Source organism: Sulfitobacter sp. W074, assembly GCF_025142275.1.
Lineage (GTDB): Bacteria > Pseudomonadota > Alphaproteobacteria > Rhodobacterales > Rhodobacteraceae > Sulfitobacter > Sulfitobacter profundi.
In genome coordinates, this window is sequence record NZ_CP081130.1 from 1,600,656 (window position 1) to 1,622,180 (window position 21,525).

General features: G+C 61.7%; 25 protein-coding genes. 16 read left to right on the top strand and 9 right to left on the bottom strand.

Features of this window, described 5'->3' with window-relative positions; translation table 11 throughout:
- The first annotated feature begins 19 nt into the window (after positions 1-19).
- Positions 20-418, top strand: a complete 399-nt coding sequence (locus K3762_RS07880) for a RidA family protein (protein ID WP_132443583.1) — start codon at positions 20-22, stop codon at positions 416-418.
- 18 nt (positions 419-436) lie between these two features.
- Here the strand turns inward: K3762_RS07880 and K3762_RS07885 are convergent, their stop codons facing one another.
- Genes K3762_RS07885 through K3762_RS07895 form a run of 3 tightly spaced genes read right to left on the bottom strand, consistent with a single transcriptional unit; the run spans position 437 to position 2,470 of the window.
- Positions 437-1,243, bottom strand: a complete 807-nt coding sequence (locus K3762_RS07885) for a metal ABC transporter permease (RefSeq protein ID WP_205570912.1) — start codon at positions 1,241-1,243, stop codon at positions 437-439.
- Positions 1,236-1,994, bottom strand: a complete 759-nt coding sequence (locus K3762_RS07890; RefSeq protein WP_132443582.1) for a metal ABC transporter ATP-binding protein — start codon at positions 1,992-1,994, stop codon at positions 1,236-1,238. The genes K3762_RS07885 and K3762_RS07890 overlap by 8 nt, the downstream gene beginning before the upstream one ends.
- Positions 1,991-2,470, bottom strand: a complete 480-nt coding sequence (locus K3762_RS07895; protein WP_093925919.1) for a Fur family transcriptional regulator — start codon at positions 2,468-2,470, stop codon at positions 1,991-1,993. The genes K3762_RS07890 and K3762_RS07895 overlap by 4 nt, the downstream gene beginning before the upstream one ends.
- 83 nt (positions 2,471-2,553) lie before the next feature.
- On the opposite strand from K3762_RS07895, the gene K3762_RS07900 reads away from it, so the two are divergent.
- Entirely contained in the window at positions 2,554-3,687 is a 1,134-nt protein-coding gene (locus K3762_RS07900; RefSeq protein WP_260012660.1) for a zinc ABC transporter substrate-binding protein, read from the top strand.
- A gap of 84 nt (positions 3,688-3,771) precedes the next feature.
- On the opposite strand, the gene K3762_RS07905 is transcribed toward K3762_RS07900, so the two are convergent.
- The 4 genes from K3762_RS07905 to K3762_RS07920 form a co-directional block, all read right to left on the bottom strand.
- The gene (locus K3762_RS07905; RefSeq protein WP_260012662.1) at positions 3,772-5,793 is read right to left on the bottom strand and encodes a PhoX family phosphatase; all 2,022 of its coding nucleotides are present in this window, start codon (positions 5,791-5,793) and stop codon (positions 3,772-3,774) included.
- A gap of 65 nt (positions 5,794-5,858) precedes the next feature.
- Positions 5,859-6,917, bottom strand: a complete 1,059-nt coding sequence (locus K3762_RS07910; protein ID WP_132443578.1) for a YeeE/YedE family protein — start codon at positions 6,915-6,917, stop codon at positions 5,859-5,861.
- Positions 6,910-7,248, bottom strand: coding sequence for a helix-turn-helix transcriptional regulator (locus tag K3762_RS07915; protein WP_067628371.1), 339 nt, complete (start codon positions 7,246-7,248; stop codon positions 6,910-6,912). Before K3762_RS07915 ends, K3762_RS07910 begins: the two co-directional genes overlap by 8 nt.
- Complete coding sequence (locus tag K3762_RS07920; protein WP_132443577.1) at positions 7,245-7,607, bottom strand: hypothetical protein; 363 nt, start codon at positions 7,605-7,607, stop codon at positions 7,245-7,247. Before K3762_RS07920 ends, K3762_RS07915 begins: the two co-directional genes overlap by 4 nt.
- A gap of 97 nt (positions 7,608-7,704) precedes the next feature.
- On the opposite strand from K3762_RS07920, the gene K3762_RS07925 reads away from it, so the two are divergent.
- The 12 genes from K3762_RS07925 to K3762_RS07980 all read left to right on the top strand — a co-directional run bounded on the left by K3762_RS07925 (position 7,705) and on the right by K3762_RS07980 (position 18,223).
- On the top strand, positions 7,705-8,442 hold the full coding sequence (locus tag K3762_RS07925; RefSeq protein WP_067941569.1) for a cytochrome c biogenesis CcdA family protein: 738 nt from the start codon (positions 7,705-7,707) through the stop codon (positions 8,440-8,442).
- A 25-nt stretch (positions 8,443-8,467) separates the two neighbouring features.
- Positions 8,468-9,052 (top strand): thioredoxin family protein, encoded by a 585-nt coding sequence (locus K3762_RS07930; protein ID WP_260012668.1) that lies wholly within the window; start codon positions 8,468-8,470, stop codon positions 9,050-9,052.
- Between the two features lie 136 nt (positions 9,053-9,188).
- Complete coding sequence (gene soxX, locus K3762_RS07935; RefSeq protein WP_386279657.1) at positions 9,189-9,662, top strand: sulfur oxidation c-type cytochrome SoxX; 474 nt, start codon at positions 9,189-9,191, stop codon at positions 9,660-9,662.
- 115 nt (positions 9,663-9,777) lie between these two features.
- Positions 9,778-10,197, top strand: coding sequence for a thiosulfate oxidation carrier protein SoxY (soxY, locus tag K3762_RS07940; protein ID WP_067628363.1), 420 nt, complete (start codon positions 9,778-9,780; stop codon positions 10,195-10,197).
- A gap of 33 nt (positions 10,198-10,230) precedes the next feature.
- The gene (gene soxZ / locus K3762_RS07945; RefSeq protein ID WP_120350845.1) at positions 10,231-10,560 is read left to right on the top strand and encodes a thiosulfate oxidation carrier complex protein SoxZ; all 330 of its coding nucleotides are present in this window, start codon (positions 10,231-10,233) and stop codon (positions 10,558-10,560) included.
- Positions 10,561-10,603: 43 nt separating this feature from the next.
- The gene (gene soxA / locus K3762_RS07950) at positions 10,604-11,452 is read left to right on the top strand and encodes a sulfur oxidation c-type cytochrome SoxA (RefSeq protein ID WP_132443576.1); all 849 of its coding nucleotides are present in this window, start codon (positions 10,604-10,606) and stop codon (positions 11,450-11,452) included.
- Between the two features lie 87 nt (positions 11,453-11,539).
- The gene (gene soxB / locus K3762_RS07955; protein ID WP_132443575.1) at positions 11,540-13,240 is read left to right on the top strand and encodes a thiosulfohydrolase SoxB; all 1,701 of its coding nucleotides are present in this window, start codon (positions 11,540-11,542) and stop codon (positions 13,238-13,240) included.
- A 73-nt stretch (positions 13,241-13,313) separates the two neighbouring features.
- Positions 13,314-14,573 (top strand): sulfite dehydrogenase, encoded by a 1,260-nt coding sequence (soxC, locus tag K3762_RS07960; RefSeq protein ID WP_132443574.1) that lies wholly within the window; start codon positions 13,314-13,316, stop codon positions 14,571-14,573.
- Positions 14,557-15,615, top strand: a complete 1,059-nt coding sequence (locus tag K3762_RS07965) for a c-type cytochrome (RefSeq protein ID WP_260012673.1) — start codon at positions 14,557-14,559, stop codon at positions 15,613-15,615. The genes soxC and K3762_RS07965 overlap by 17 nt, the downstream gene beginning before the upstream one ends.
- 121 nt (positions 15,616-15,736) lie before the next feature.
- Positions 15,737-16,393, top strand: a complete 657-nt coding sequence (locus tag K3762_RS07970) for an ATP-dependent Clp protease proteolytic subunit (RefSeq protein WP_067939572.1) — start codon at positions 15,737-15,739, stop codon at positions 16,391-16,393.
- A 123-nt stretch (positions 16,394-16,516) separates the two neighbouring features.
- Complete coding sequence (clpX, locus tag K3762_RS07975) at positions 16,517-17,785, top strand: ATP-dependent Clp protease ATP-binding subunit ClpX (RefSeq protein WP_067939575.1); 1,269 nt, start codon at positions 16,517-16,519, stop codon at positions 17,783-17,785.
- 63 nt (positions 17,786-17,848) lie between these two features.
- On the top strand, positions 17,849-18,223 hold the full coding sequence (locus tag K3762_RS07980; protein WP_120352187.1) for a Rid family hydrolase: 375 nt from the start codon (positions 17,849-17,851) through the stop codon (positions 18,221-18,223).
- On the opposite strand, the gene K3762_RS07985 is transcribed toward K3762_RS07980, so the two are convergent.
- Positions 18,220-19,995 (bottom strand): FkbM family methyltransferase, encoded by a 1,776-nt coding sequence (locus tag K3762_RS07985; RefSeq protein ID WP_260012676.1) that lies wholly within the window; start codon positions 19,993-19,995, stop codon positions 18,220-18,222. The genes K3762_RS07980 and K3762_RS07985 overlap by 4 nt on opposite strands.
- 124 nt (positions 19,996-20,119) lie before the next feature.
- Here K3762_RS07985 and K3762_RS07990 point away from each other — a divergent pair, with 124 nt between their 5' ends.
- Both K3762_RS07990 and K3762_RS07995 read left to right on the top strand, forming a co-directional pair.
- Positions 20,120-20,503, top strand: a complete 384-nt coding sequence (locus tag K3762_RS07990) for an NADH:ubiquinone oxidoreductase subunit NDUFA12 (RefSeq protein WP_067628344.1) — start codon at positions 20,120-20,122, stop codon at positions 20,501-20,503.
- A gap of 55 nt (positions 20,504-20,558) precedes the next feature.
- A complete protein-coding gene (locus K3762_RS07995) occupies positions 20,559-20,921 on the top strand; it encodes a DUF2155 domain-containing protein (protein ID WP_067628342.1) in 363 nt (120 codons plus the stop codon).
- Here the strand turns inward: K3762_RS07995 and aat are convergent.
- Positions 20,885-21,520 carry a leucyl/phenylalanyl-tRNA--protein transferase gene (gene aat / locus K3762_RS08000; RefSeq protein ID WP_132443571.1) on the bottom strand — a complete coding sequence of 212 codons (636 nt, stop codon included), beginning with the start codon at positions 21,518-21,520 and terminating at the stop codon, positions 20,885-20,887. The genes K3762_RS07995 and aat overlap by 37 nt on opposite strands.
- Positions 21,521-21,525: the final 5 nt, after the last annotated feature.

Below are 21,525 nucleotides of genomic sequence, written 5' to 3' on the forward strand. Positions count from 1 at the left end.
TAACAAAAAGGAACACGACATGTCGCATCAAATCATTCAGCCCAAGGGCTGGGCCCCCGCGAAGGGCTATGCAAACGGCGTGCTGAGCGCGGATGGTCACCTGTTCGTCGGCGGTCAGATCGGCTGGACCGCCGAGCAGAAGTTCGATTGCCATGACTTTATCGGCCAGATGAAACAGGCGTTGCAAAACATCCGCGAGGTGGTCGAAGCCGCTGGCGGCACGCCCGAAGACATCACCCGTCTGACGTGGTATGTGACGGATAAGAAAGAATATCTTGCCGCGCAAAAGGACGTGGGCCGTGCCTATCGTGAGGTCATGGGCAAGCATTTCCCGGCCATGGCGATGGTGGTCGTCGCCGGATTGGTCGAGGATGCCGCCAAGCTTGAGATCGAAGCCGATGCGGTGATCAACCGCTAAGCGATCCCGCCGCCGGGGTCAGCCCCGGCGGCGCAGCGCCGGAAGCGCCGCCGAAAAGGCCGAGGACAGCGCAAAGAGACCTGCCGCGATGCTGACGATGCTGGGCCCCGTCGGCGTGTCGAATTCCAGTGATGCCATCAGCCCGCCCAACGCCGCCAGAGCGCCCAGTCCCATCGCCCAAATCGCCATAGTCTCAGGCGTGCGGGCAAAGGGGCGGGCGGTGGCGGCGGGGATGATCAGCATGGCGGCGATGAGCAGGGCGCCTACGACCTTGATGGCCACGGCGACCATGATCGCCAGTGCCAATGTCAGGATCAATTGCTCGCGTTTCGGGTTCCCGCCAGAGGCTTGGGCAAGATCGGGGTTCAGCGTGGCGGCCAGCAGCGCCGACCAGCGCCACGCCAACAGCAGCGCCACGGCCAGCGCACCGCCCCAAATGACGGCAAGGTCAAATCGGGTGACGGCGAGGATTTCCCCAAAAAGGTAGGACGACAGATCAACCCGCTGCCCCGGCAGCAGGGACACGGCCACCAACCCAAGCGCCAGCGCGGAATGGGCCATAACGCCCAAAAGCGCATCGGCGCTGACATTGCGGCCCGAAAGCGTGCTGATCACCAGCGCCATGACCAGCGCCACCAAAAGCACGCCCGCGGTGATCGGCAAATCGGTCGCCAGCGCCAAGGCCACGCCCAGCAAGGCCGCGTGGCTCGTGGCATCGCCGAAATAAGCCATGCGCCGCCAGATTACGAAACAGCCCAACGGCGCGGCGGCCAGTGCCACGCCAAGCCCGGCAAGCGCTGCGCGCAGAATAAAATCGTCAAGCATTCTCAGTCTCTTGGTGGTGGCCTTCACAGGCGTCGCCGTGATGGTGGTGGTGGTGATCATGGTCATGGCGGTAAAGGGCCAGAGCTCCTTGGGTGCCACTGCCGAACAATGCGCGGTATTCCGGCGCATCGGCCACGGTCTCGGGTGTGCCTTCGCAGCAGACATGACCGTTGAGGCAAAGCACCCGGTCGCTCGCCGCCATGACCACATGCAGATCATGGCTGACCATCAGCACGGCGCAGCCCAAATCTTGGCGTACGGCCTCAATCTGGCGGTAAAACGCAGCAGAACCGGGTTGGTCGAGCCCTTGGGTCGCCTCGTCAAGGATCAACAGGTCGGGCTTCTCCAGCAGGGCGCGGGCCAGAAGCACGCGCTGGAACTGCCCGCCAGAGAGGTCGACCATCTGCCGCTCGGCCAATTCCGGCACACCGGCGGTGGCAAGGGCATCGCGGATCGCTTCGGGCGTTTGGCGGCGCGGCAGGTTGACGAAACGGCGCACGGTCAGCGGCAGGGTCGCGTCGATCTGCAACTTCTGCGGCACATAGCCGATGCGCAGCCCCGGTTTGCGGGACACCTTGCCCGCCGCCGGTTTCAGCGCCCCGATCAGCGCCCGAAGCAGGCTGGATTTGCCCGACCCGTTGGGGCCGACGATGGTGACAATCTCCCCCGGTTCGATGTTGAAGTTCACATCGCGCAGGGCGACTTGTCTGTCGTGGCGCAGGGTAAGGCCACGGGTCTCAATCAGGCTCATGCGCCGGTCTCCTGACAGGCGGGGCAAAGACCCTCGGCCTCGACCACGCTGCGCTCGATGCGGAAGCCTGCGGCCCGGGCGGCATCGCCAAGGCGGCTTTTGGTGGGTGAGGTTTCGGCCTCTGCCACCGACCGGCAACCGCGGCAGATCAGAAAGGCGGGCGCGTGGTCTTCGCCCGGATGTACGCAGCCCACATAGGCGTTGAGCGCTTCGATCTTATGGGCGAGCCCGGCTTTGACAAGAAAATCCAGCGCGCGATAGGCCACAGGGGGCTGCGCGCCCAAGCCTTCGGCCGAGAGATGGGCCAAGAGGTCATAGGCGCCCAAAGCGCGGTGCTCTGACAGCAAAATTTCAAGCGCGCGGCGGCGCACCGGCGTCAGCCGCAGCCCGCGCGCGGCGCATTGTGCTTCGGCGGCCTGCATGGTGCTGCGCATACAGGCGGCATGATCGTGATCGCGGAATTCGATGGCGCTCATGGGGGACCTCAATTCGTTTGGGTATTGATATGTTATAACAGCGGTGTTAGCAAGGTGATACTATAACATTTTGAAGGTCTGCCATGTATCGTTTCACGCTCCCCGCTGCCATTCTTGCCTCTGCCGCATCGCCGCTTTGGGCGGATGTGCCCGCAGTCGCCACGGATATCGCCCCGGTTCACGCGCTGGTGTCTCAGGTGATGGAAGGGGTTGGCACGCCCGACCTCATCGTGCCGCCGCGCAGTTCGCCACATGGCTATGCGATGCGCCCTTCCGAGGCGCGGGCGCTGAGCGGGGCGGACTTGGTCGTCTGGGTCGGCCCGTTGCTGACCCCTTGGCTGGCCGATCCGCTGGAATCTCTGGCCGGCAGCGCGAGCCATCTGGCCTTGCTGGAGCAGCCGGGCACCCGCGTCTTGGCGTTCCGTGAGGGGGCGACATTCGAAGCCCATGATCACGGCGATGAGGGAGATGAAGACCACGGGGCGGAGGAGCATGCCGAAAAGGGGGATGATCACGAAGCGCATGGTCACGACGCGCATGGTGACGAGGCGCATGAGGAGCATGATCACGAAGGGCATGACCATGAGCAGCATGACCACGACGCGCACGGTCACGCAGGACATGACGACGCAGAACATGACGCGCCAGCGCCTGACGAAGGACATGACGATCACGGGCATGATGAGGCTCATGCGCATAGCGGCGTCGACCCGCATGTCTGGCTTGATCCGCAGAACGGTCAGCTTTGGCTGGGCCAGATCGCCGAGGCGTTGGCCGAGCTAGACCCCGACAACGCCGCCCAGTACCGTGAGAACGCCGCCGCGGCGCAGGCCGAGCTTGCCGCCTTGGAAGAGGACATCGCCGAGACCCTCGCGCCGGTTAAAAACCGCCCCTTCATCGTTTTCCATGATGCCTACCACTATTTCGAAGCGCGTTTTGACATCGAAGCACGCGGCGCCATCAGCGAGAATGACGCCCGCGCGCCCGGCGCGGCGCGGGTTTCTGAATTGCGCGACTTGGTGGCCGAAAGCGGCGCGAAATGCGTCTTTGCCGAGCCGCAGTTCAACCCCGGCCTGATCGCCGCCGTGACCGAAGGGCAGGGCACCGGGACCGGCACGCTCGACCCGCTGGGGGCTGATTTGGAACCGGGCGCTGCGCTCTATGTCGATCTGCTGCGCGGCATGGCAGAGAACATGGCCGCTTGCCTGTCGGATTGATCTTGGCGCCGAAACGAAAAAGTGGTGCAGCCGGGGAAGCTGCACCACATCTTACATGCTAAAATAACTTTTATAGAATTCTGATCAGACGGCGATTTTACCGCCGCCTTCTTTGGTGATGACAACCACCGCCGGGCGCGGAGGCATCTTGGGGTCGAAGTCGGGCCACCGGGTGGCTGGGTCTTCAAAGGTGCTTTCCCGCTCGAAACCGGGGATGTCCTTGGTCCCGTCCGTACCGGGGTGTTGCACCGCGACGAAAAGCGTCTCGCCATCCTCCGTAAAGTAGGGGCCGCACATCTCACCGCCCACGGGGCAACGGAAGAAGAGCTTTGAGGTGCCGCGCGCCTCGCCTTCGGTCTCTAGCGCGTAAAGCCCGTCGGATTTGCCTGTCTTGCCCCAGCTGCTGCCCTGATCGGTGCTGATCCAGAGCCGCCCGTCGGCGTCCATCGCGGCGTTGTCGGGGCTGCCGAACCAGCCGTTTTCGGACGTCTCAGGGTTCCACTGCGCGCCGACCTCGGCAACCTTTGGGTCACCGCATTGCACGAGGATCGACCAAGTGCCGCTGGTGGCGGCGTGGTCGGCGTTTTCTTCCTTGATCTCGATGATATGGCCAAAGCTGCTCTCGGGGCGCGGGTTTGCGGCGTTGGTGTCGCCTTCCTTGCGCTTGGTGTTGTTGGTCAGCAGGATATAGGCCGTGCCATCGCCGCGCGGCTGCGCATCTTCGGGGCGGTCCATGGGGGTGGCACCCAGCAGGTCAGCGGCCAGACGGGTGTCGATCATCACGTCGCCTTGGTCGTTGAAGCCGTTTTCGGCGGTCAGCGGGCCTGAGCCATGCACCAGCGCCAGCCAGTTGATCGTGCCGTCCTCTTCGAAGCGCGCGACATAGAGGGTGCCATCGTCCAGTAGGTTGCCATTGGCCGCCGGATCATCGGAAACGGTGCCTTCGGAGACGTATTTGTACTGGTAGTCAAAGCGGTTGTCGTCGCCCATATAGACCACCAGCTTGCCATCTTTGCTGACCGTGGTCTCGGCCCCCTCGTGGCGAAAACGGCCCAGAGCGGTGCGTTTGACGGGGGTTGAGGTCGGGTCCATTGGGTCGACCTCGACAACCCAGCCGAATTTGTTGGGCATGTTGGGTTCGGCATCCACGTTGAAGCGGTCGTGCTTTTGGCCCCAAGCGTACCACATGCCCGGCACGCCGTAGCGGTCCCAAGATTTCTCTTCCACAGCACCGGTGATGTCGGGCTTGCCTTCGGCGTCTAGCTTGTCGGTCCAGAAATAGCCGTGGAAGTTCTCTTCGGCCATCAGCCATGTGCCCCAAGGGGTCAGCCCGCCCGCGCAGTTATTGAGTGTGCCGATGACCTGGGTGCCGCTGGGGTCGTCGTTGGTTTTCAGCCGCGTGTGACCGGCGGCAGGGCCGCTCAGCGTCATCGCGGTGTCGAGCGGGGTGATACGACGGTTCATCTTGCCATCACGCACCACCTGCCACTTGCCTACCTCATCGCGGGCGATCTCGACGACCGAGCCGCCGTGGGCGGCCATCTCAATGTCGATCAACTCAGGCGTCATGCCTTTGAAGTCGACTTTGTCCTGACGGCCAAGGCCGGGGAACATGACCTCTTCGTTGGTGTATTCATGGTTCACGCACAGGAGGCCACGGCTGCCGTCTTCGTTTAGGGGCACAAAGCCCACGTAGTCGTTGTTGTAGCCGAATTGTTGTAGCTGCGCGGCGGCGGTCTGGTTCATCACGTCGAACTCGGGCGCGTTGGCGGTGATCGGATCGCCCCACCGCAGCAGGATCTGCGCGTCATAGCCGGGGGCGACATGGTGGGTCTCATCATTGCCCCATGCCAGTTCATCAAAGACATAGCGGCTGGTGGCGGCATTGGCCTTGGACGGGGCGATGGCGGCAGCGGTGCCGAAAAGTGCTGTGGTGGCGGAAACCCCAAGCATGCCGCGCAGGATGTCGCGGCGGCCATAGCGGGCGTTGATCACATCACCGATGGTGCGCGAAAGGTTCGCGTTCGTGGGGATGTCGTCAAAGGCCTCAAAGGCTTCGGCCTTGTTGCCGATGGCGGGGTCGTTGAGAATTTCGCGGCGGGTCATCATGCTTCCTCTGGTGACTTGGCTGGCCCCCATCTGCACGATGACTGTCACGGTTTTATGACGCGCTAGATCGGGTTGTTGCGAAATCCGACGATGAGTTGACGCAGACCAATCGCAGCCCCGGCAAAGATCGACGCCAAGGTAACAGGTCCGCTGAAGGCCAAGACCGATATGGCCGAGATGCCTTGCCCGATGGTGCAGCCCATGGCGATCACTGCGCCAGCGCCCATAAGCCCCGCGCCGAATATCTGGCGGCGCAGCTCGCGCGGGTCTTCGCAGGCCTCCCAACGGAAATGCCCTTGCCAGAGAGAGCCGAGGAAAGCGCCGACCCAGACGCCCGAGACAGAGCCAATGCCAAAGCTCAGAGGGCGGACAGAGCCTTGCATGGCGTAGAGCAGTGTCTCTCCCACGGGGGCGGCATAGCTGTGAGACATGAGCGTCTGTGCGCCAAAGCCGGTTTGCGCCAGCCACGCCGTGCCCGCCCAGCCTGAGACGATGGCGAGACCGGCGATTATGCCCCAAAAGACCATACGGAAATCACTGCGAAAGCTGCGGGCGCTCAGCATGAGGGCGCAGATCACGAGGCCCAGAGCCACACCGATCATTGGCACCGACCCGCCCGTGAGCGCAGAAAGCGTATGGGCAATGCCATCGGGCGGGCCCACGCTCAACTGGCGGGGGAAGAGAAACACACGCGCCGGGGCGAGGGGGCCGGAAAGCACAGCAAAGGCTGCCAGCCCCATGACCACGACAATGACGAAGGCGCGCAGATCACCGCCACCAAGCCGCGCCAATGCGCCAAAGCCGCAGGTGCCCGCCAGTGCCATGCCGTAGCCGAAGATCAGCCCGCCAAAGATCGCGGGCGCCCAAGAGAAAGCGATGGTCAGGTGAAAGGCGCGGTCGATGTTGATCAGCCCAAGCCCGCCGAGGGTGAAACTGCCCAGCATCGCCACACCGATCGCCAAGCCCCACATGCGCATCCGGTGGCTGGAGCCACCATAGAGCAGGTCTTCGATGGCGCCCATTGTACAGAACCGCCCCAAACGTGCGGCAAGGCCCAGCAATACGCCGCCCAATCCACCCAAGACGGCGGCGGTCAGCGGCTGGCCCAGAAGTTCAATCATCCTTGCAGAATAATTCGTAGACCAGTTCCAGCATTTTGCGGGGCCGATCATCGGCCAGACGGTAGTAAATCGTTTTACCGTCGCGCCGCGGTGTCACCAAACCTTCGAGCCTGAGCCGCGAGAGTTGCTGCGATACCGCCGCCTGCCGGGTCGAGAGCAGGGCTTCCAACTCGCTCACCGATTTCTCACCCGAAACAAGGTGACACAGGATCATCAAGCGCCCCTCATGGCTAATCGCTTTGAGGAAATTCGATGCGGTCACGGCATTGGTCAGCATCCGGTCCATGTCTTCTTCAGACATGTCGGGTGTCATCACGGGCAGGGCTGTCATTCGGTTGGTTCCTCGAAATCGGTCTTGTCGCGCAATAGCATGTTCAGCATGGGCCAGAAAAATTCCGCGCCGGGGTAGCCTTCGAGCCGGCCCAGTTCGGTGTCATCTTCAACCAGCAGGAAGGTCGGCGTAAAGACCACCGCGCGCTGGGGGGTGACGCTGTCTTCGACGACAGAAATATCAACGCGGCGCAGCGGAGCAAACTCCCCTTCGGCGGTTTTGGGATAGGCGGGGGCGATCTCTTTGTCCCAGCGTTCGCAATAGATGCAGCCGGGCTGTTCGACCATGACCAGTTCCACCGCCCAAACGGGCAGGGCGGTAAAGGCCGCGAGGCTCAGGGCGGTCACTGTGCGGATCATTGGCTTGCCTGATTGACGTTTGGACAACACTCAACGTAATTTGAATATGTGAATTGTTCAAGCGCGGCGACATGTGTCGGCGCAGGCAGGGGGTAACATGTTCGACATCACCTATGCAGGCGCGCTGCTGGCGGGGCTGCTCAGCTTCTTTACGCCCTGCATTCTGCCTATGGTGCCGTTCTACCTCAGCTATATGGCGGGGCTCAGCGTGACCGAATTGCGTGGCGATGGCGCGATTGCGCCGGGGGCGCAGCGGCGGTTGGTGCTGTCTTCGGTGCTCTTTGCGCTTGGGGTCTCGACGATCTTTGTGCTCTTGGGCATGGGGGCCACAGCCTTGGGGCAGGTGTTTACGCAATACCTTGAGCCGCTGAGCTGGGTGGCGGCGGCGATCTTGTTGGTCTTTGGCCTGCATTTTCTGGGCGTCATCAAAGTGCCACTGCTCTACCGCGAAGCGCGGTTGGAGGGGGGCGGCAAGCCCACGTCGATCTGGGGCGCCTATGTGATGGGGCTGGCCTTTGGCTTTGGCTGGACGCCTTGCGTGGGCCCGGCGCTGGCGGCGATCTTGATGATAGCGTCGGGCATGGGGGACATCACGCATGGGGGGCTGTTGTTGTTCGCCTATGGCGTCGGGATGACCGCGCCCTTCGTGGTGGCGGCCCTCTTTGCCAAGCCGTTCCTCAACTGGGCCGCGCGGCATATGGCGCTGGTGCAAAAGGTCGAAAAGGCGATGGGGGTCATGCTGATCCTCTTTGCCGTGCTGATCGTGACGGGCGGGGTGCAATTGATCGCGGATGCGATGATCCGTTGGTTCCCCAGCTTCACGACGTTAGGGTAACCGCAACAAGGAGGAGGACGCCAAGATGATTATCTCAAGGATAGGGGCCGCAGTGGCGGCAGCGGTGCTGGCTTGGCCATTGGCCGCGGCGGAACTGGGCGACGACGGGCTGCACAAGACGGCATGGATGCGTGACACCTTCAAAGACCTTCGCGAGGATCTGGAGGAGGCCGGGGCCGAGGACAAGCGCTTGATGCTGATGTTCGAGCAGCGCGGCTGCATCTACTGCACAATAATGCATGAGGAAGTCTTTCCCGCCGCTGAGATCGCCGATTACATCGAAGAAAACTACTTCGTTGTGCAGCTAAACTTGCATGGCGATATCGAAGTGACCGATTTCGATGGCGAGACCCTCTCGGAAAAGCAGATGGCGCGGAAATGGGGGATTCTCTTTACCCCGACGATGATGTTCCTCCCGCCTGAGGTGGCCGAAGGCGCGACAGCGCCGCAAGCCGCGGTGGCAGTGATGCCGGGCGCATTTGGCAAGGGCACGACTCTGGATATGCTGACTTGGGTCAATGAAGAACGCTACGCCCTTGAGGGGGCAGAGGATTTCCAACGCTATCATGCGCGGATGATCCAAGAGCGCAACAATGGCAGCACGGATTGACCGATGAAAAGCGGCGCTGCGCGGGTAAAGCTATTCAAAAGTTTGAATTTGTTGTTGCGCCGCGCCGCATCCCTGTCTTAGGGTCAGGTAAACCGGATCACACATCACCGTGATCGGCACTGGGAGGAAGTTTTCGATGATGAGATGGATCGCCGCCGCAATTGTGTCGGGCGCGCCCGTTCTGGCCGCCGCTGAAACCGTGGCACCTGCCGACGTGACCTATGATGACTATGGTTCGGTTGAACAATCCTTGACCGGCACGGCCGGAGACGCCGCCAGCGGTGCCGCCATCGTCGGCAACAAAAAGGCGGGCAACTGCGTGGCCTGCCATCAGATCGGCGCGCTCAGCGATGTGCCTTTCCAAGGTGAGATCGGCCCGATGCTTGACGGGGCGGGCGACCGCTGGACCGAGGCAGAGCTGCGCGGCATCGTCGCCAACAGCAAGATGACCTTTGAGGGCTCGATGATGCCGTCTTACTACAAGACGAGCGGGTACATCCGCCCCGGCGACGGTTTCACCGGCAAGGCCGGGTCTGAGCCGCTGCCACCTCTGTTGGACGCCCAGCAGATCGAAGATATCGTGGCGTTCTTGGTCACATTGAAAGAGTAACGCGGGGCCCGTCGCAGCCAAGGGGCGGCGGAAGGCTCGACAGATCATCGCGGTCAGCGCACCGCGGCAATGGAATAACGGCGCAGAGCGCCGCTGACGCATAAGGAGATGAGAGATGAACTTCTCAAGACGTGAAACTTTCGGCCTCGGCCTTGGTGCCGTGGCGCTGACCATGCTGCCCGTGGGGGCCTCTGCCGCCACGGTCGACGAGCTGATCGCGGAATTCACAGGCGGGGCCGATATGGCCGACACCGGCGTGACCCTGACTGCGCCCGAAATCGCTGAGAACGGCAACACCGTGCCAATCTCGGTCGAAGCGCCGGGTGCTTCCGCGATCATGGTGCTGGCCACTGGCAACCCGACCCCGCCCGTCGGCACCTTCAACTTCGGCCCCTTGGCAGGGAGCCGCAGCGCCTCCACCCGCATTCGTTTGGCCACGACCCAAGACGTTGTTGCCATCGCCAAGCTGGAAGACGGCACATTCGCCCGCACCAGCGCAGAGATCAAAGTCACAATCGGCGGCTGCGGCGGCTAAGCCCGCGCGCCCCTATTTTCAGGAGTTTTCAAAATGGCAGAAGGTGTAACCCCTCGCGTCAAAGTGCCGAAAAAAGCCGAGACAGGTGAGGTCATCACGATCAAGACCCTGATCAGCCACCCGATGGAATCGGGCCAGCGCAAAGACGGCGACGGCAACGTCATCCCGCGTTCGATCATCAACCGCTTCACCGCCGAGTTCAACGGCGAGAGCGTGATCGACGTGAAGATGGAACCGGCGATGTCGACCAACCCCTATTTCGAATTTGACGCCACCGTGCCAGAGGCCGGCGACTTCAAATTCACGTGGTACGATGACGACGGTTCTGTCTACGAAGAAGTCAAATCCATCACGGTCGGCTGATCCCGCATCAGCCAGCACCATGCGTGGAACAGGGAGGAAAGACATGAAATTCAAGGCAATGACCGCTGTCGCGGCGCTTTTGGTGGCCGCCCCCATGCTGGGGATGGCCGATGAGGAGGCCGAGCTTGTCGTCAACGGCGAGATCGAGATGGTGACCAAGACCGATGCGCCCGCACATCTTGAGGGGGTTTTGCCGGAAATCATGTCTGGCTGGCGCTTTCGTTCGGCAGAGACCCAGCAAACGCAGATGGACGACTTCGACAACCCCGGCATGATCTTTGTCGACCAAGCCCAAGCGGCTTGGGACACGGCAGAGGGCAGCGAGGGCAAGTCCTGCGCGTCGTGTCACAATGACGTGGAATCGATGGAAGGCGTCCGCGCGGTCTATCCAAAATGGAACGAAGAGGCGGGCGAAGTACGCACGCTTGCGATGCAGATCAACGACTGCCGCGAGAACCAGATGGGCGCAGAGCCTTATAAATACACTGGCAACGACATGACCGCGATGGAGGCGCTGATCTCGGTCCAGTCACGCGGCATGCCGGTCAATGTGGCGATCGACGGCCCGGCCCAAAGCACTTGGGAACAGGGCAAAGAGATGTACTACACCCGCTACGGTCAACTTGAGCTGAGCTGCGCCAATTGTCACGAAGACAACTACGGCAACATGATCCGCGCCGACCACCTGAGCCAAGGTCAGATCAACGGCTTTCCGGTGTACCGCCTGAAAAACACCAAGCTCAACAGCAGCCACGCGCGTTTCAAGGGTTGCGTGCGTGACACCCGAGCCGAGACTTTTAGCCCCGGCAGCCCCGAGTTCGTGGCGCTTGAGCTTTACGTCGCCAGCCGCGGCAACGGCCTGTCGGTCGAAGCGCCTTCGGTGCGTAACTGATATCATATTCGGGCGTTTTGCCTGGCCTGATCCCGCCCCTCACGAGGGGGCGGGACTTTTCCCTGTTTTCAAGTGATGGAGCGTAACATGCTGTCTCGCCGTGATTTTCTGCAAATGTCTATGGCTGCGGCCTCCATCTACGGCGGCTCGGGCTTCGGCAACTGGGCGCGGCTGGCGGCGCAGGACCGTTTCGATCAGGACGCGCTTCTGGAATTCGAGAAGTTCGGCAATGTCACCCTGATGCATGTGACCGACATCCACGCGCAGCTGAAGCCGATCTATTTCCGCGAGCCCTCGGTCAACATCGGCGTCGGCGATAACCGCGGCAAGGTGCCCCATATCACCGGCGAGGATTTCCGCATTCGCTATGGCATCGGCGGCGGCACGCCGCTGGATTACGCGCTGACCTATGATGATTTCGTCGCCCAGGCGCAGGCCTACGGCAAGGTGGGCGGGCTTGACCGCGTGGCGACCGTGCTCAACGCGATCCGCGCCGACCGGCCTGATGCGCTGCTTTTGGACGGCGGGGATACGTGGCACGGCTCGATGACCTGTCTTAAGACCCAAGGGCAGGACATGGTCAACGTGATGAACGCGCTGAAGCCCGACGCGATGACCTTCCATTGGGAGTTTACGTTGGGCTCCGAACGGGTGCAGGAGATTGTCGAGGGGCTGCCCTTTGCCGCCCTTGGCCAGAACATCTTTGACCGCGAATGGGACGAGCCTGCGGAACTGTTCAAACCCTACGAGTTTTTCGAGCGCGGCGGCGTGAAGATCGCCGTGATCGGGCAGGCTTTCCCCTACATGCCCATCGCCAACCCTGGCTGGATGTTCCCCGAATATTCCTTTGGCATCCGCGATGAGCATATGCAGGAGATGGTCGACGAGGTCCGCGCGCAAGGCGCCGAACTGGTCGTCTGCCTCAGCCACAATGGCTTTGATGTCGACAAGAAGATGGCCGGGATCGTCAAGGGGATCGACGTGATCCTGTCGGGTCACACCCATGACGCGCTGCCCGAACCGGTGTTGGTGGGGCAGACGCATATCATCGCCTCTGGCTCGAACGGGAAATTCGTTTCCCGCGTGGATCTGGACGTGCGCGATGGCAAAATGATGGGCATCCGGCACAAGCTGATCCCAATTTTCTCGGACCTCATCACCCCCGATCAAGAGGTGGCCAAACTGATCGACGCGCAGCGCGCGCCTTATCTGGATGAGTTGACCCATGTGGTGGGGCAAAGCGACGCGCTGCTCTACCGCCGGGGTAACTTCAACGGCACGTGGGATGACCTCATCTGCGACGCCCTGCTGAGCGAACGCGATGCCGAGATCGCGCTGAGCCCCGGTGTGCGGTGGGGGCCGTCGATCATGCCGGGCCAAGACATCACGCGCGAAGATATCTTTAACGTTACCTCGATGACCTATCCCAATGCCTATCGCACGGAAATGACAGGGGAGTTTCTGAAGGTCGTACTGGAAGACGTGGGCGATAACCTGTTCAACCCCGACCCCTATTACCAGCAGGGCGGCGACATGGTGCGCGTCGGCGGCATGGGCTTTAAGATGGACATCGCCAAGCCGCAGGGTGAGCGGATCAGCGACATGACCTTGCTCAGTTCCGGTGAGCCGATTGACCCGCAGCGGAACTATGTCGTCGCCGGATGGGCCTCTGTCAACGAGGGCACCGAAGGGCCGCCGATTTGGGATGTGGTCGAAAGCCATATCGCTAAATTGGGAACGGTTTCCGATGGCGCACGCACGCCAGTGGAAATCGTTCTGCCAGACTGAGAAAAAGCAGAATAGGGGTTCTCACGCACCAACAAATTCAATAAAATGAATTTGAATATGTGAGGGCCACGACATGACCGACGAAAACCAAACTGGGCCATCGCGCCGTGCCTTTCTGACAGGGGCAGGGGCGGTGGCCGCAGGGACGCTGGCGGGCCGCGCCAGCGCCCAGACGGACCCGGCAATTGCCATTCATCCGTGGATGCAGGAATTGGGCGACGGCGTTGATGCCGCGCCTTACGGGATGCCATCACCGCATGAGGCGGATGTGAAACGCCGCACAGTGGAGTGGCTTACTGCCGATCCGGTAAGCTCGATCAATTTCACGCCGCTGCATGACCTCGACGGGACGATCACCCCCAATGGTCTGTGTTTTGAACGTCACCACTCGGGCGTTGCCCGCGTTGATCCGGCCCAGCATCGGTTGATGATCCACGGGTTGGTCGACAAGCCCTTGGTGCTGACCATGGAAGACCTCAAACGTTTTCCCCGGCAGAACCACGTCTACTTCCTTGAATGCGCGGCGAATTCCGGGATGGAGTGGCGCGGCTCACAGCTTAATGGCTGCCAGTTTACCCACGGCATGATCCATAACGTCATGTACACCGGCGTGCCGCTGCGGCTGGTGCTGGAAGAGGCGGGAATCAAGCCCGAGGGCAAGTGGCTGCTTGCCGAAGGGGCCGATGCCGCCGCCATGACCCGCTCGATCCCGATGGAGAAGGCGCTCGACGATTGCCTTGTCGCCTTCAAGATGAACGGCGAGGCGCTGCGCCCCGAACAGGGCTACCCGGTGCGGCTGGTTGTGCCCGGCTGGGAAGGCAACATGTGGGTCAAATGGCTGCGCCGCCTCGAAGTGGGCGATCAACCTTGGCACCACCGTGAAGAAACCAGCAAATACACCGACCTCATGGCCGATGGCGTGGCGCGGCGCTTCACTTGGGAGATGGATGCGAAATCCGTCGTCACCAGTCCCAGCCCACAGGCGCCGATCACCCACGGACCGGGGCCGACCGTGCTCACCGGTCTGGCGTGGTCGGGTCGCGGCACCATTCCGCGCGTTGATGTGACCCTTGATGGCGGTATTACATGGCATCAGGCGCGGATGGACGGGCCAAGCACGCCCAAGGCGCTGCACCGTTTCTACTATGATTTCGAATGGGACGGAAAACCGCTGCTTTTGCAAAGCCGTGCGCATGACAGCACCGGTTATGTCCAGCCCACCAAAAATGCCCTGCGCGAGATCCGGGGTGAGAATTCGATCTACCACAACAATGGCATCCAAACTTGGGCTGTTGACGCTGACGGAAAGGCCGAAAATGTCGAGATTTCTTAAACTTGCGCTGCTGGCCAGCGCCATGGCCAGCCCCATTGCCGCCGAGCCTCTGGGCCTAGGTCGCGCCGCCACGCCCGAGGAAATCGCCCTTTGGGACATCGACGTGCGCCCCGACGGTCTGGGCCTGCCTGCGGGCAGCGGCGATGTGCTGACCGGAGATAAAATCTACACCGAGAAATGCTCGGCCTGTCACGGGGTCTTTGGGGAAGGCACAGGCCGCTGGCCGGTGCTGGCGGGCGGGCAGGGCAGCCTGTCCGATGCACGTCCCGTCAAGACGATCGGCAGCTATTGGCCATATCTCTCAACGGTTTACGACTATGTGAATCGGGCGATGCCCTTTGGCAACGCGCAGTCGCTGACCGATGATGAGGTCTATGCCATCACGGCCTATCTGCTCTATCTCAACGATGAGGTGGACGAGGATTTCGTGCTTTCTTCGGACAACTTTGCCGAAGCGCGTCTGCCGAATGAGGAGGCCTTCAAACCCGATGACCGGGCAGAGGTGGAGTTTGCGGCCTTTAAAGAAGAGCCCTGCATGAGCGACTGCAAACCATCGGTCGAAATCACCATGCGCGCCGCCGTGTTGGATGTGACGCCCGAAGAAACCGCCGCCAAAGCCGCCGCCAAGGCCGAAGAGGCACAAGCCGCCGAACCCACCCCCGAAGCGCCGCCCGCCGAGGCACCGGCGGTTGAGGTCGCCGAGGCTCCTGCCGCCGACCCGGCGCTTATCAAAGCCGGCGAAAAGGTGTTCCGCAAATGCAAATCCTGCCACCAGATCGGCGCCAAGGCCAAAAACCGGGTCGGCCCGGTGCTGAACGGCATCGTGGATGGCCCGGCGGGCGCGGTCGATGGGTTCCGGTATTCCAAGCCGATGGCCGCCGCCGCCGAGGCCGGGCTGGTCTGGACCGAAAGTGAGCTGAGCGCGTTTTTGGCCAGCCCCAAAGGCTATATGAAAGGCACGAAAATGTCTTTCCCCGGTGTGCGCAAAGAAGAAGAAGACATCGACGCGCTGATCGCCTACCTGCGTGATGCGTCGGAGTGATTGCGGCGATTAGAGAAAACTGACGTGCCTGCCCCCCTTGAACCCCCATACCGGGGGGACTAATCTCTGGGTAACAGTTTTGCGGGTATGGTCCCGCGAACAGGAACTGAGGCAGGCACGCATGAACGATCCGATCAACACCTATATGAATACGCTTGTCCCGATGGTGGTTGAGCAGACCAGCCGGGGCGAGCGGTCCTACGACATCTTCTCGCGTTTGCTGAAAGAGCGGATCATTTTCGTCAACGGCCCGATCCACAGCGGGATGAGCCATCTGGTCGTCGCCCAGCTTCTGCACCTTGAGGCGGAGAACCCGACCAAGGAAATCAGCATGTACATCAACTCGCCCGGTGGCGAGGTGACGGCGGGTCTGTCGATCTATGACACGATGCAATACATCAAGCCCAAGGTATCGACCTTGATCTGCGGCATGGCGGCCTCCATGGGGTCGGTCATCGCGATTGGCGGCGAAAAAGGCATGCGTTTCGCGCTGCCCAATGCCGAAGTGATGATCCACCAGCCGTCGGGCGGCTCGCAGGGCATGGCCGAAGACATCCTGATCTCGGCCCGCCATATCGAGCGGACCCGCGAGCGGATGTACCAGCTTTACGTCAAACATTCCGGCCAGCCGCTGGAAACCGTTCAAAAAGCGCTCGACCGTGACCTGTGGATGACCCCCGAAGAAGCCAAAGAATGGGGCCACTTGGATGAGATCGTCGAAAGCCGTGGCAAGGCCGATGATGCCGCCGCCAGCGGCAAAGACAAGAAAGACAAGTAATAGAGGGGCCCGGCGCTGCATATTTTGCGATTGTAGCGCCGGGGTCACTGGCCTAAGCTTGAGGCCAAATCTCGCAGCCCCAAGATCGGGGCGAACATACACGACAGACCTGAAAGGTTTGAGATGGCGAATAATTCCGGCAACGACAGCAAAAATACGCTCTACTGTAGCTTCTGCGGCAAGAGCCAGCACGAGGTGCGCAAGCTGATTGCGGGGCCGACCGTGTTCATCTGTGACGAATGCGTCGAGCTGTGCATGGACATCATCCGAGAAGAGACCAAAGCCTCGGGCCTCAAGGCGACCGACGGCGTGCCGACACCCCGCGACATCTGCGGCGTGCTGGATGATTACGTGATCGGTCAGGCGATGGCCAAACGCGTGCTCTCGGTGGCGGTCCACAACCACTACAAACGGTTGAACCACGCCCAGAAGGGCGGCGATATCGAATTGGCGAAATCCAACATCCTGCTGATCGGCCCCACCGGCTGCGGCAAGACGTTGCTGGCCCAAACGCTGGCGCGCATTCTGGATGTGCCTTTCACCATGGCCGATGCGACCACGCTGACCGAAGCCGGTTATGTGGGCGAGGATGTGGAGAACATCATCCTCAAGCTGCTGCAATCGTCTGAATACAACGTGGAACGTGCGCAGCGCGGCATCGTCTATATCGACGAGGTCGACAAGATCACGCGGAAGTCCGAAAACCCCAGCATCACCCGTGATGTCTCGGGCGAGGGCGTGCAGCAGGCGCTGCTGAAACTGATGGAAGGCACCGTGGCCTCTGTGCCCCCGCAAGGCGGGCGCAAGCATCCACAGCAGGAATTCCTGCAGGTGGACACGACCAACATCCTCTTTATCTGCGGTGGTGCCTTTGCGGGCCTCGACAAAATCATCGCGGCGCGGGGCAAGGGTTCAGCCATGGGCTTTGGCGCTGACGTGCGTGACAATGACGCGCGCGGCATCGGTGAGATTTTCACCGATCTTGAGCCGGAAGACCTGTTGAAGTTCGGTCTGATCCCGGAATTCGTCGGTCGTCTGCCGGTTCTGGCGACCCTCGAAGATCTGGACGAAGACGCGCTGGTCACCATTCTGACCGAGCCGAAGAACGCTTTGGTCAAGCAATACCAGCGTCTGTTCGAACTGGAAGACACGCAGCTGACCTTCACCGATGACGCGCTGCAGGCGATTGCCAAACGCGCGATTGAACGGAAAACTGGCGCGCGGGGCCTGCGCTCCATCCTCGAAGACATCCTGCTCGACACGATGTTCGAACTGCCGGGGTTGGAGACGGTGACCGAGGTGGTCGTCAACGAAGAGGCCGTCACATCCGAGGCCAAACCGCTGATGATCCACGCCGACAGCGAAAGCAAAGAACCAGCCAGCGCGGGCTAAGACGCGACGCTAGGCAGAAAGATAGAGGGCGGGCCAAAGGGTCCGCCCTTTTGTATGAAAGGGATGATCATGAAGCGGATTTCATCGGGCGGCGCCTATGAGGAAAAGATCGGCTACAGCCGCGCCGTGATGGCGGGCGGCATGGTCTATGTTTCGGGCTGCGTCGGTGAAGGGGCTGATGTCAAAGCGCAATGCGCAGCCGCATTGGCGGCGATTGAGCGGGCACTGGCAGAGGCGGGCAGTGATTTCGCCCATGTGGTCCGCGTCACCTACATGCTGCCCGACGCTACGGAGTTTGAACCTTGCTGGCCGCTTTTGCGCGCGGCATTTGGCGCGACCCCGCCTGCGGCGACGATGATCGAATGCGGGCTGATTGACCCCAAATACCGCATTGAGATCGAAGTCACCGCGATGCTGCGCACGGGGGTAGAAGGCTAGTCTTTCTCGGGCACCAGTTCAAAGTCATCCCCCAGCCGGGCGCGCACCTCTGCGGGATCAAGGTTTGCCCAAAGCGGCCCGCTGTCGTCGATAAAACCCGCCTCACGTAGGCTATCCTGCAACGCGGGCATATCAAGCTCCCCCATCCAAAGCCGCGCCTTGGCCTTTCCGAGCGGTTTCCACGAGCGGGTAAGATGGCAGAGCGTGGCGGTGGCGATCCCCGCAAAACTCTGCAGGTGCTGTTCCAACCCGCGCGTGGCAGAGGACGGGCGGCGCACAACGATGGCCACTTGCTGCATGGGCCGGGCGACCATTCCCAAGAGATGCAAGGCCGACCCTTCGGCGGCGATGATCTGCTTTGCCGCCTTATAGACCGCGATCTGTTCGCGCAGCCCGTGCTTTTCGGGATGAAAGACGGTGTAGCCCTGCGCCGCCAGATAGGTTTCCAGCGCCTCTTCACCGATCAGATTGCCGCGCCCTGCGGGCAATTTACTGCGGCTGATATAGAGCTTCTCTGGCCCCTCGGGCGCGATCTCTTGCGCGAACCGATTGGCGATGGTGTTGCGGTAGGGTTCTGTGCCGGTGATCAAACTTCCCAGTCCAAAGCCTTGCCCCGGAACGATCAACCGCTCGACCCGTGTCGGTGCGTCTAAACTCACCAGCGGCTTATCGCAGCCCAGAAGGGCAAGGAAATCACGCTGATACCCTGCCACCTCTCCGCCGTTGCGGGGGCGTTTGGGGATAAAGAGAATGCCGTCGATCTCTTCTTCAAGGTGATCCAGCGCCCAAAGACGCGCGGTGCTTTCAACCAAGAAATGCCCGAAATGCAGCCAGAGGACACCACCCCAAAGCCATGTGCCCCTGCGCTCAGCCACCTTGCCCTGCGGTGCTTCTGGCGGCGTGGTCAGCGCGCGACCGTTGCGCCAAAGTGCGGCTTGAGGGCAGGGGCGGCCATCGCTGTGCAACACCCCGGCGGGCTGCACCAACCCGCTGTCCTCAGGCAGGATGACCAGCGCATTATCCAAGGCCGTGATCTCGGTCGACCAGCCCCCCTCTGGGACGGGCGGGTGCTCGGCGGGATCAAAAGTACAGGCCCAAACCTGCCGGGTGCAATGCCCGGGTGATTTGCGAAATCCGGCGCGCTCAAGGATGCGTTTGCATTCGCGCATCCCCTCGCGGCCATAGGCCTCGGGGTGGAATTCCATCACCACGGCGCGCAGCCCGTCGAGCGCGGCATGGCGCAGAAACTTTAACTCGCCGCCTTCGATATCCATCAACAGCACGTCGGGTTTAAAGCTGCGGCGGATGTCATCAAAGCTTGCGGTGGGCACCTGAACCTCCGTCGTCTCACGCATGTCGCTATCGATGAGAGAGGAGCCGAGGAAAGAGTTGCGCAGGTGAAACGGCAGGGTTTCTGGCCGGTCGGGGGCAGAGATCACCACCTGATTGCGAAGAGTGATTTTTTCTTGAAGTCCGTTGAGCGCATAGAGCGCGCGGATGTGGGGGATCAAGTTTGGGTTTGCTTCGAACGAGAGCACCGCTTCGGGCGCGGCCTTTTTGGCGACGATCGCACCCACCAGTCCCAGGCCCGCGCCCATCTCAAGCACCCGGTCACCGGGGCGGACGACCGCCAGCGCGCCTTCGATCTCTTGGCGCTCGTAGCGGCCTGCATTGATCCGCTGGATGCGCGTCTCGTTCAGAAAGGGCGACTGGGGCACATTGATGCCATGACATTCCGCCGCTGCCGGTGCGGCCCCTCTTGCCTCAGTCATCGCTGCCCTCTTTAGTTTTTCTAACCCTAGCCAGAGGTCGCCCGCGCGCCAAGCTCCTTTGCGGCGAGGCTGGACGCCAAAGCCTCCATGGTGCATATAACGGACAACAGGAACGGAGACCTCGATGGGCATTCTCAATTCACTTCTGCGCGGCGTCACTTGGTGGAACGGCCAGACGCTGAACACCCAGCTTTTCACTTGGCGCAAGGGCAGCAAGGTGGGCGAAGACGCGCAGGGCAATATCTATTACCGCAACGCCGATGACAGCAAACGCTGGGTCATCTTCAACGGTGAGGCCGAGGCCAGCCGCGTGAGCCCCGATTGGCATGGCTGGCTGCACCGCACATGGGACGAGCCGCCAACCGACAAGCCGCTGATCCACAAGCCGTGGGAAAAGGCGCATGTCGAGAATCGCACCGGCACCGCCATGGCCTATGCGCCCGCCGGGTCGCTGCGCCGCGCCGAACCTGTCGAGCGTAAGGACTATGAGGCCTGGCAGCCTGAATGATCGGTTGGCCGCGCCTGAGGTGCGGCCCCAAGTTTCACGCAATCCGGGTGGATGAATGAAAAAGCTTCTCTTGGCCGCGCTTTTGCTGGCCGCGCCGCTGCATGCCCAAGAGGGCGCACAGATCGCCAGTGCCACGGGTGGCGTTTTGCGCGCTTTGGACAAGATTTCCGGCGATACGATCGATCTGGAGATTGCCAAGGGCGACAGCCTTTCTTTGGGCAATTTGCAGATCTCCATGGTCGATTGCCGCTATCCGGCGGGCGATCCGGCGGCCAATGCCTATGCCGCGCTTGAGATCACCGAAGAGGGCAGCAGCGGCGCGCTTTTTTCTGGCTGGATGATCGCTTCGGCCCCGGCGCTGCACGCGCTGGAGCATTTTCGCTATGACATCTGGGTCATGCGCTGCAGCACGTCCTGAAAACTGACCAAACCCCCCGCGTCGAACCGTGCAGTGCCGCGTTTGGCCACATCGAGCTGCGCGTGATATTCCGCGCGGCTGATCTCTTGCGCCCCGAGAGAGGCAAGGTGATCGGTCAGAAACTGCGTGTCAAAGAGGGTAAAACTCGCATGGCGAAGCCGATCCACCAGCGCCGCCAGCGCCATTTTTGAGGCGTTGGTCCGGCGGGAGAACATGCTTTCGCCGAAAAACGCGCGGCCCAGCGTTACGCCATAGACCCCGCCCACCAGTGCTGTGCCCTCCCAAACCTCAAGCGAATGGGCGTGGCCTGCGTGGTGCAGTGCGGTGTAGAGGGCGGTGATCTCGGCGTTGATCCATGTGTCTTCGCGGTCTGCGCAGCCGGCGACGACCCCATCGAAATCGCGGTTGATCGTGTGGTGAAAAGTGCTGCGTCGCATGGCGCGGGTGAGCGAACGCGAGATGTGGAAGCCATTGAGCGGCATCACCCCCCGACGCCGCGGATCGACCCAGAAAATCTCTGGGTCGTCGCGGTGTTCGGCCATGGGGAATATCCCGATGGAATAGCCGTGGAGCAGGATCTCTGGTGTCAGATCCGACATCGGTG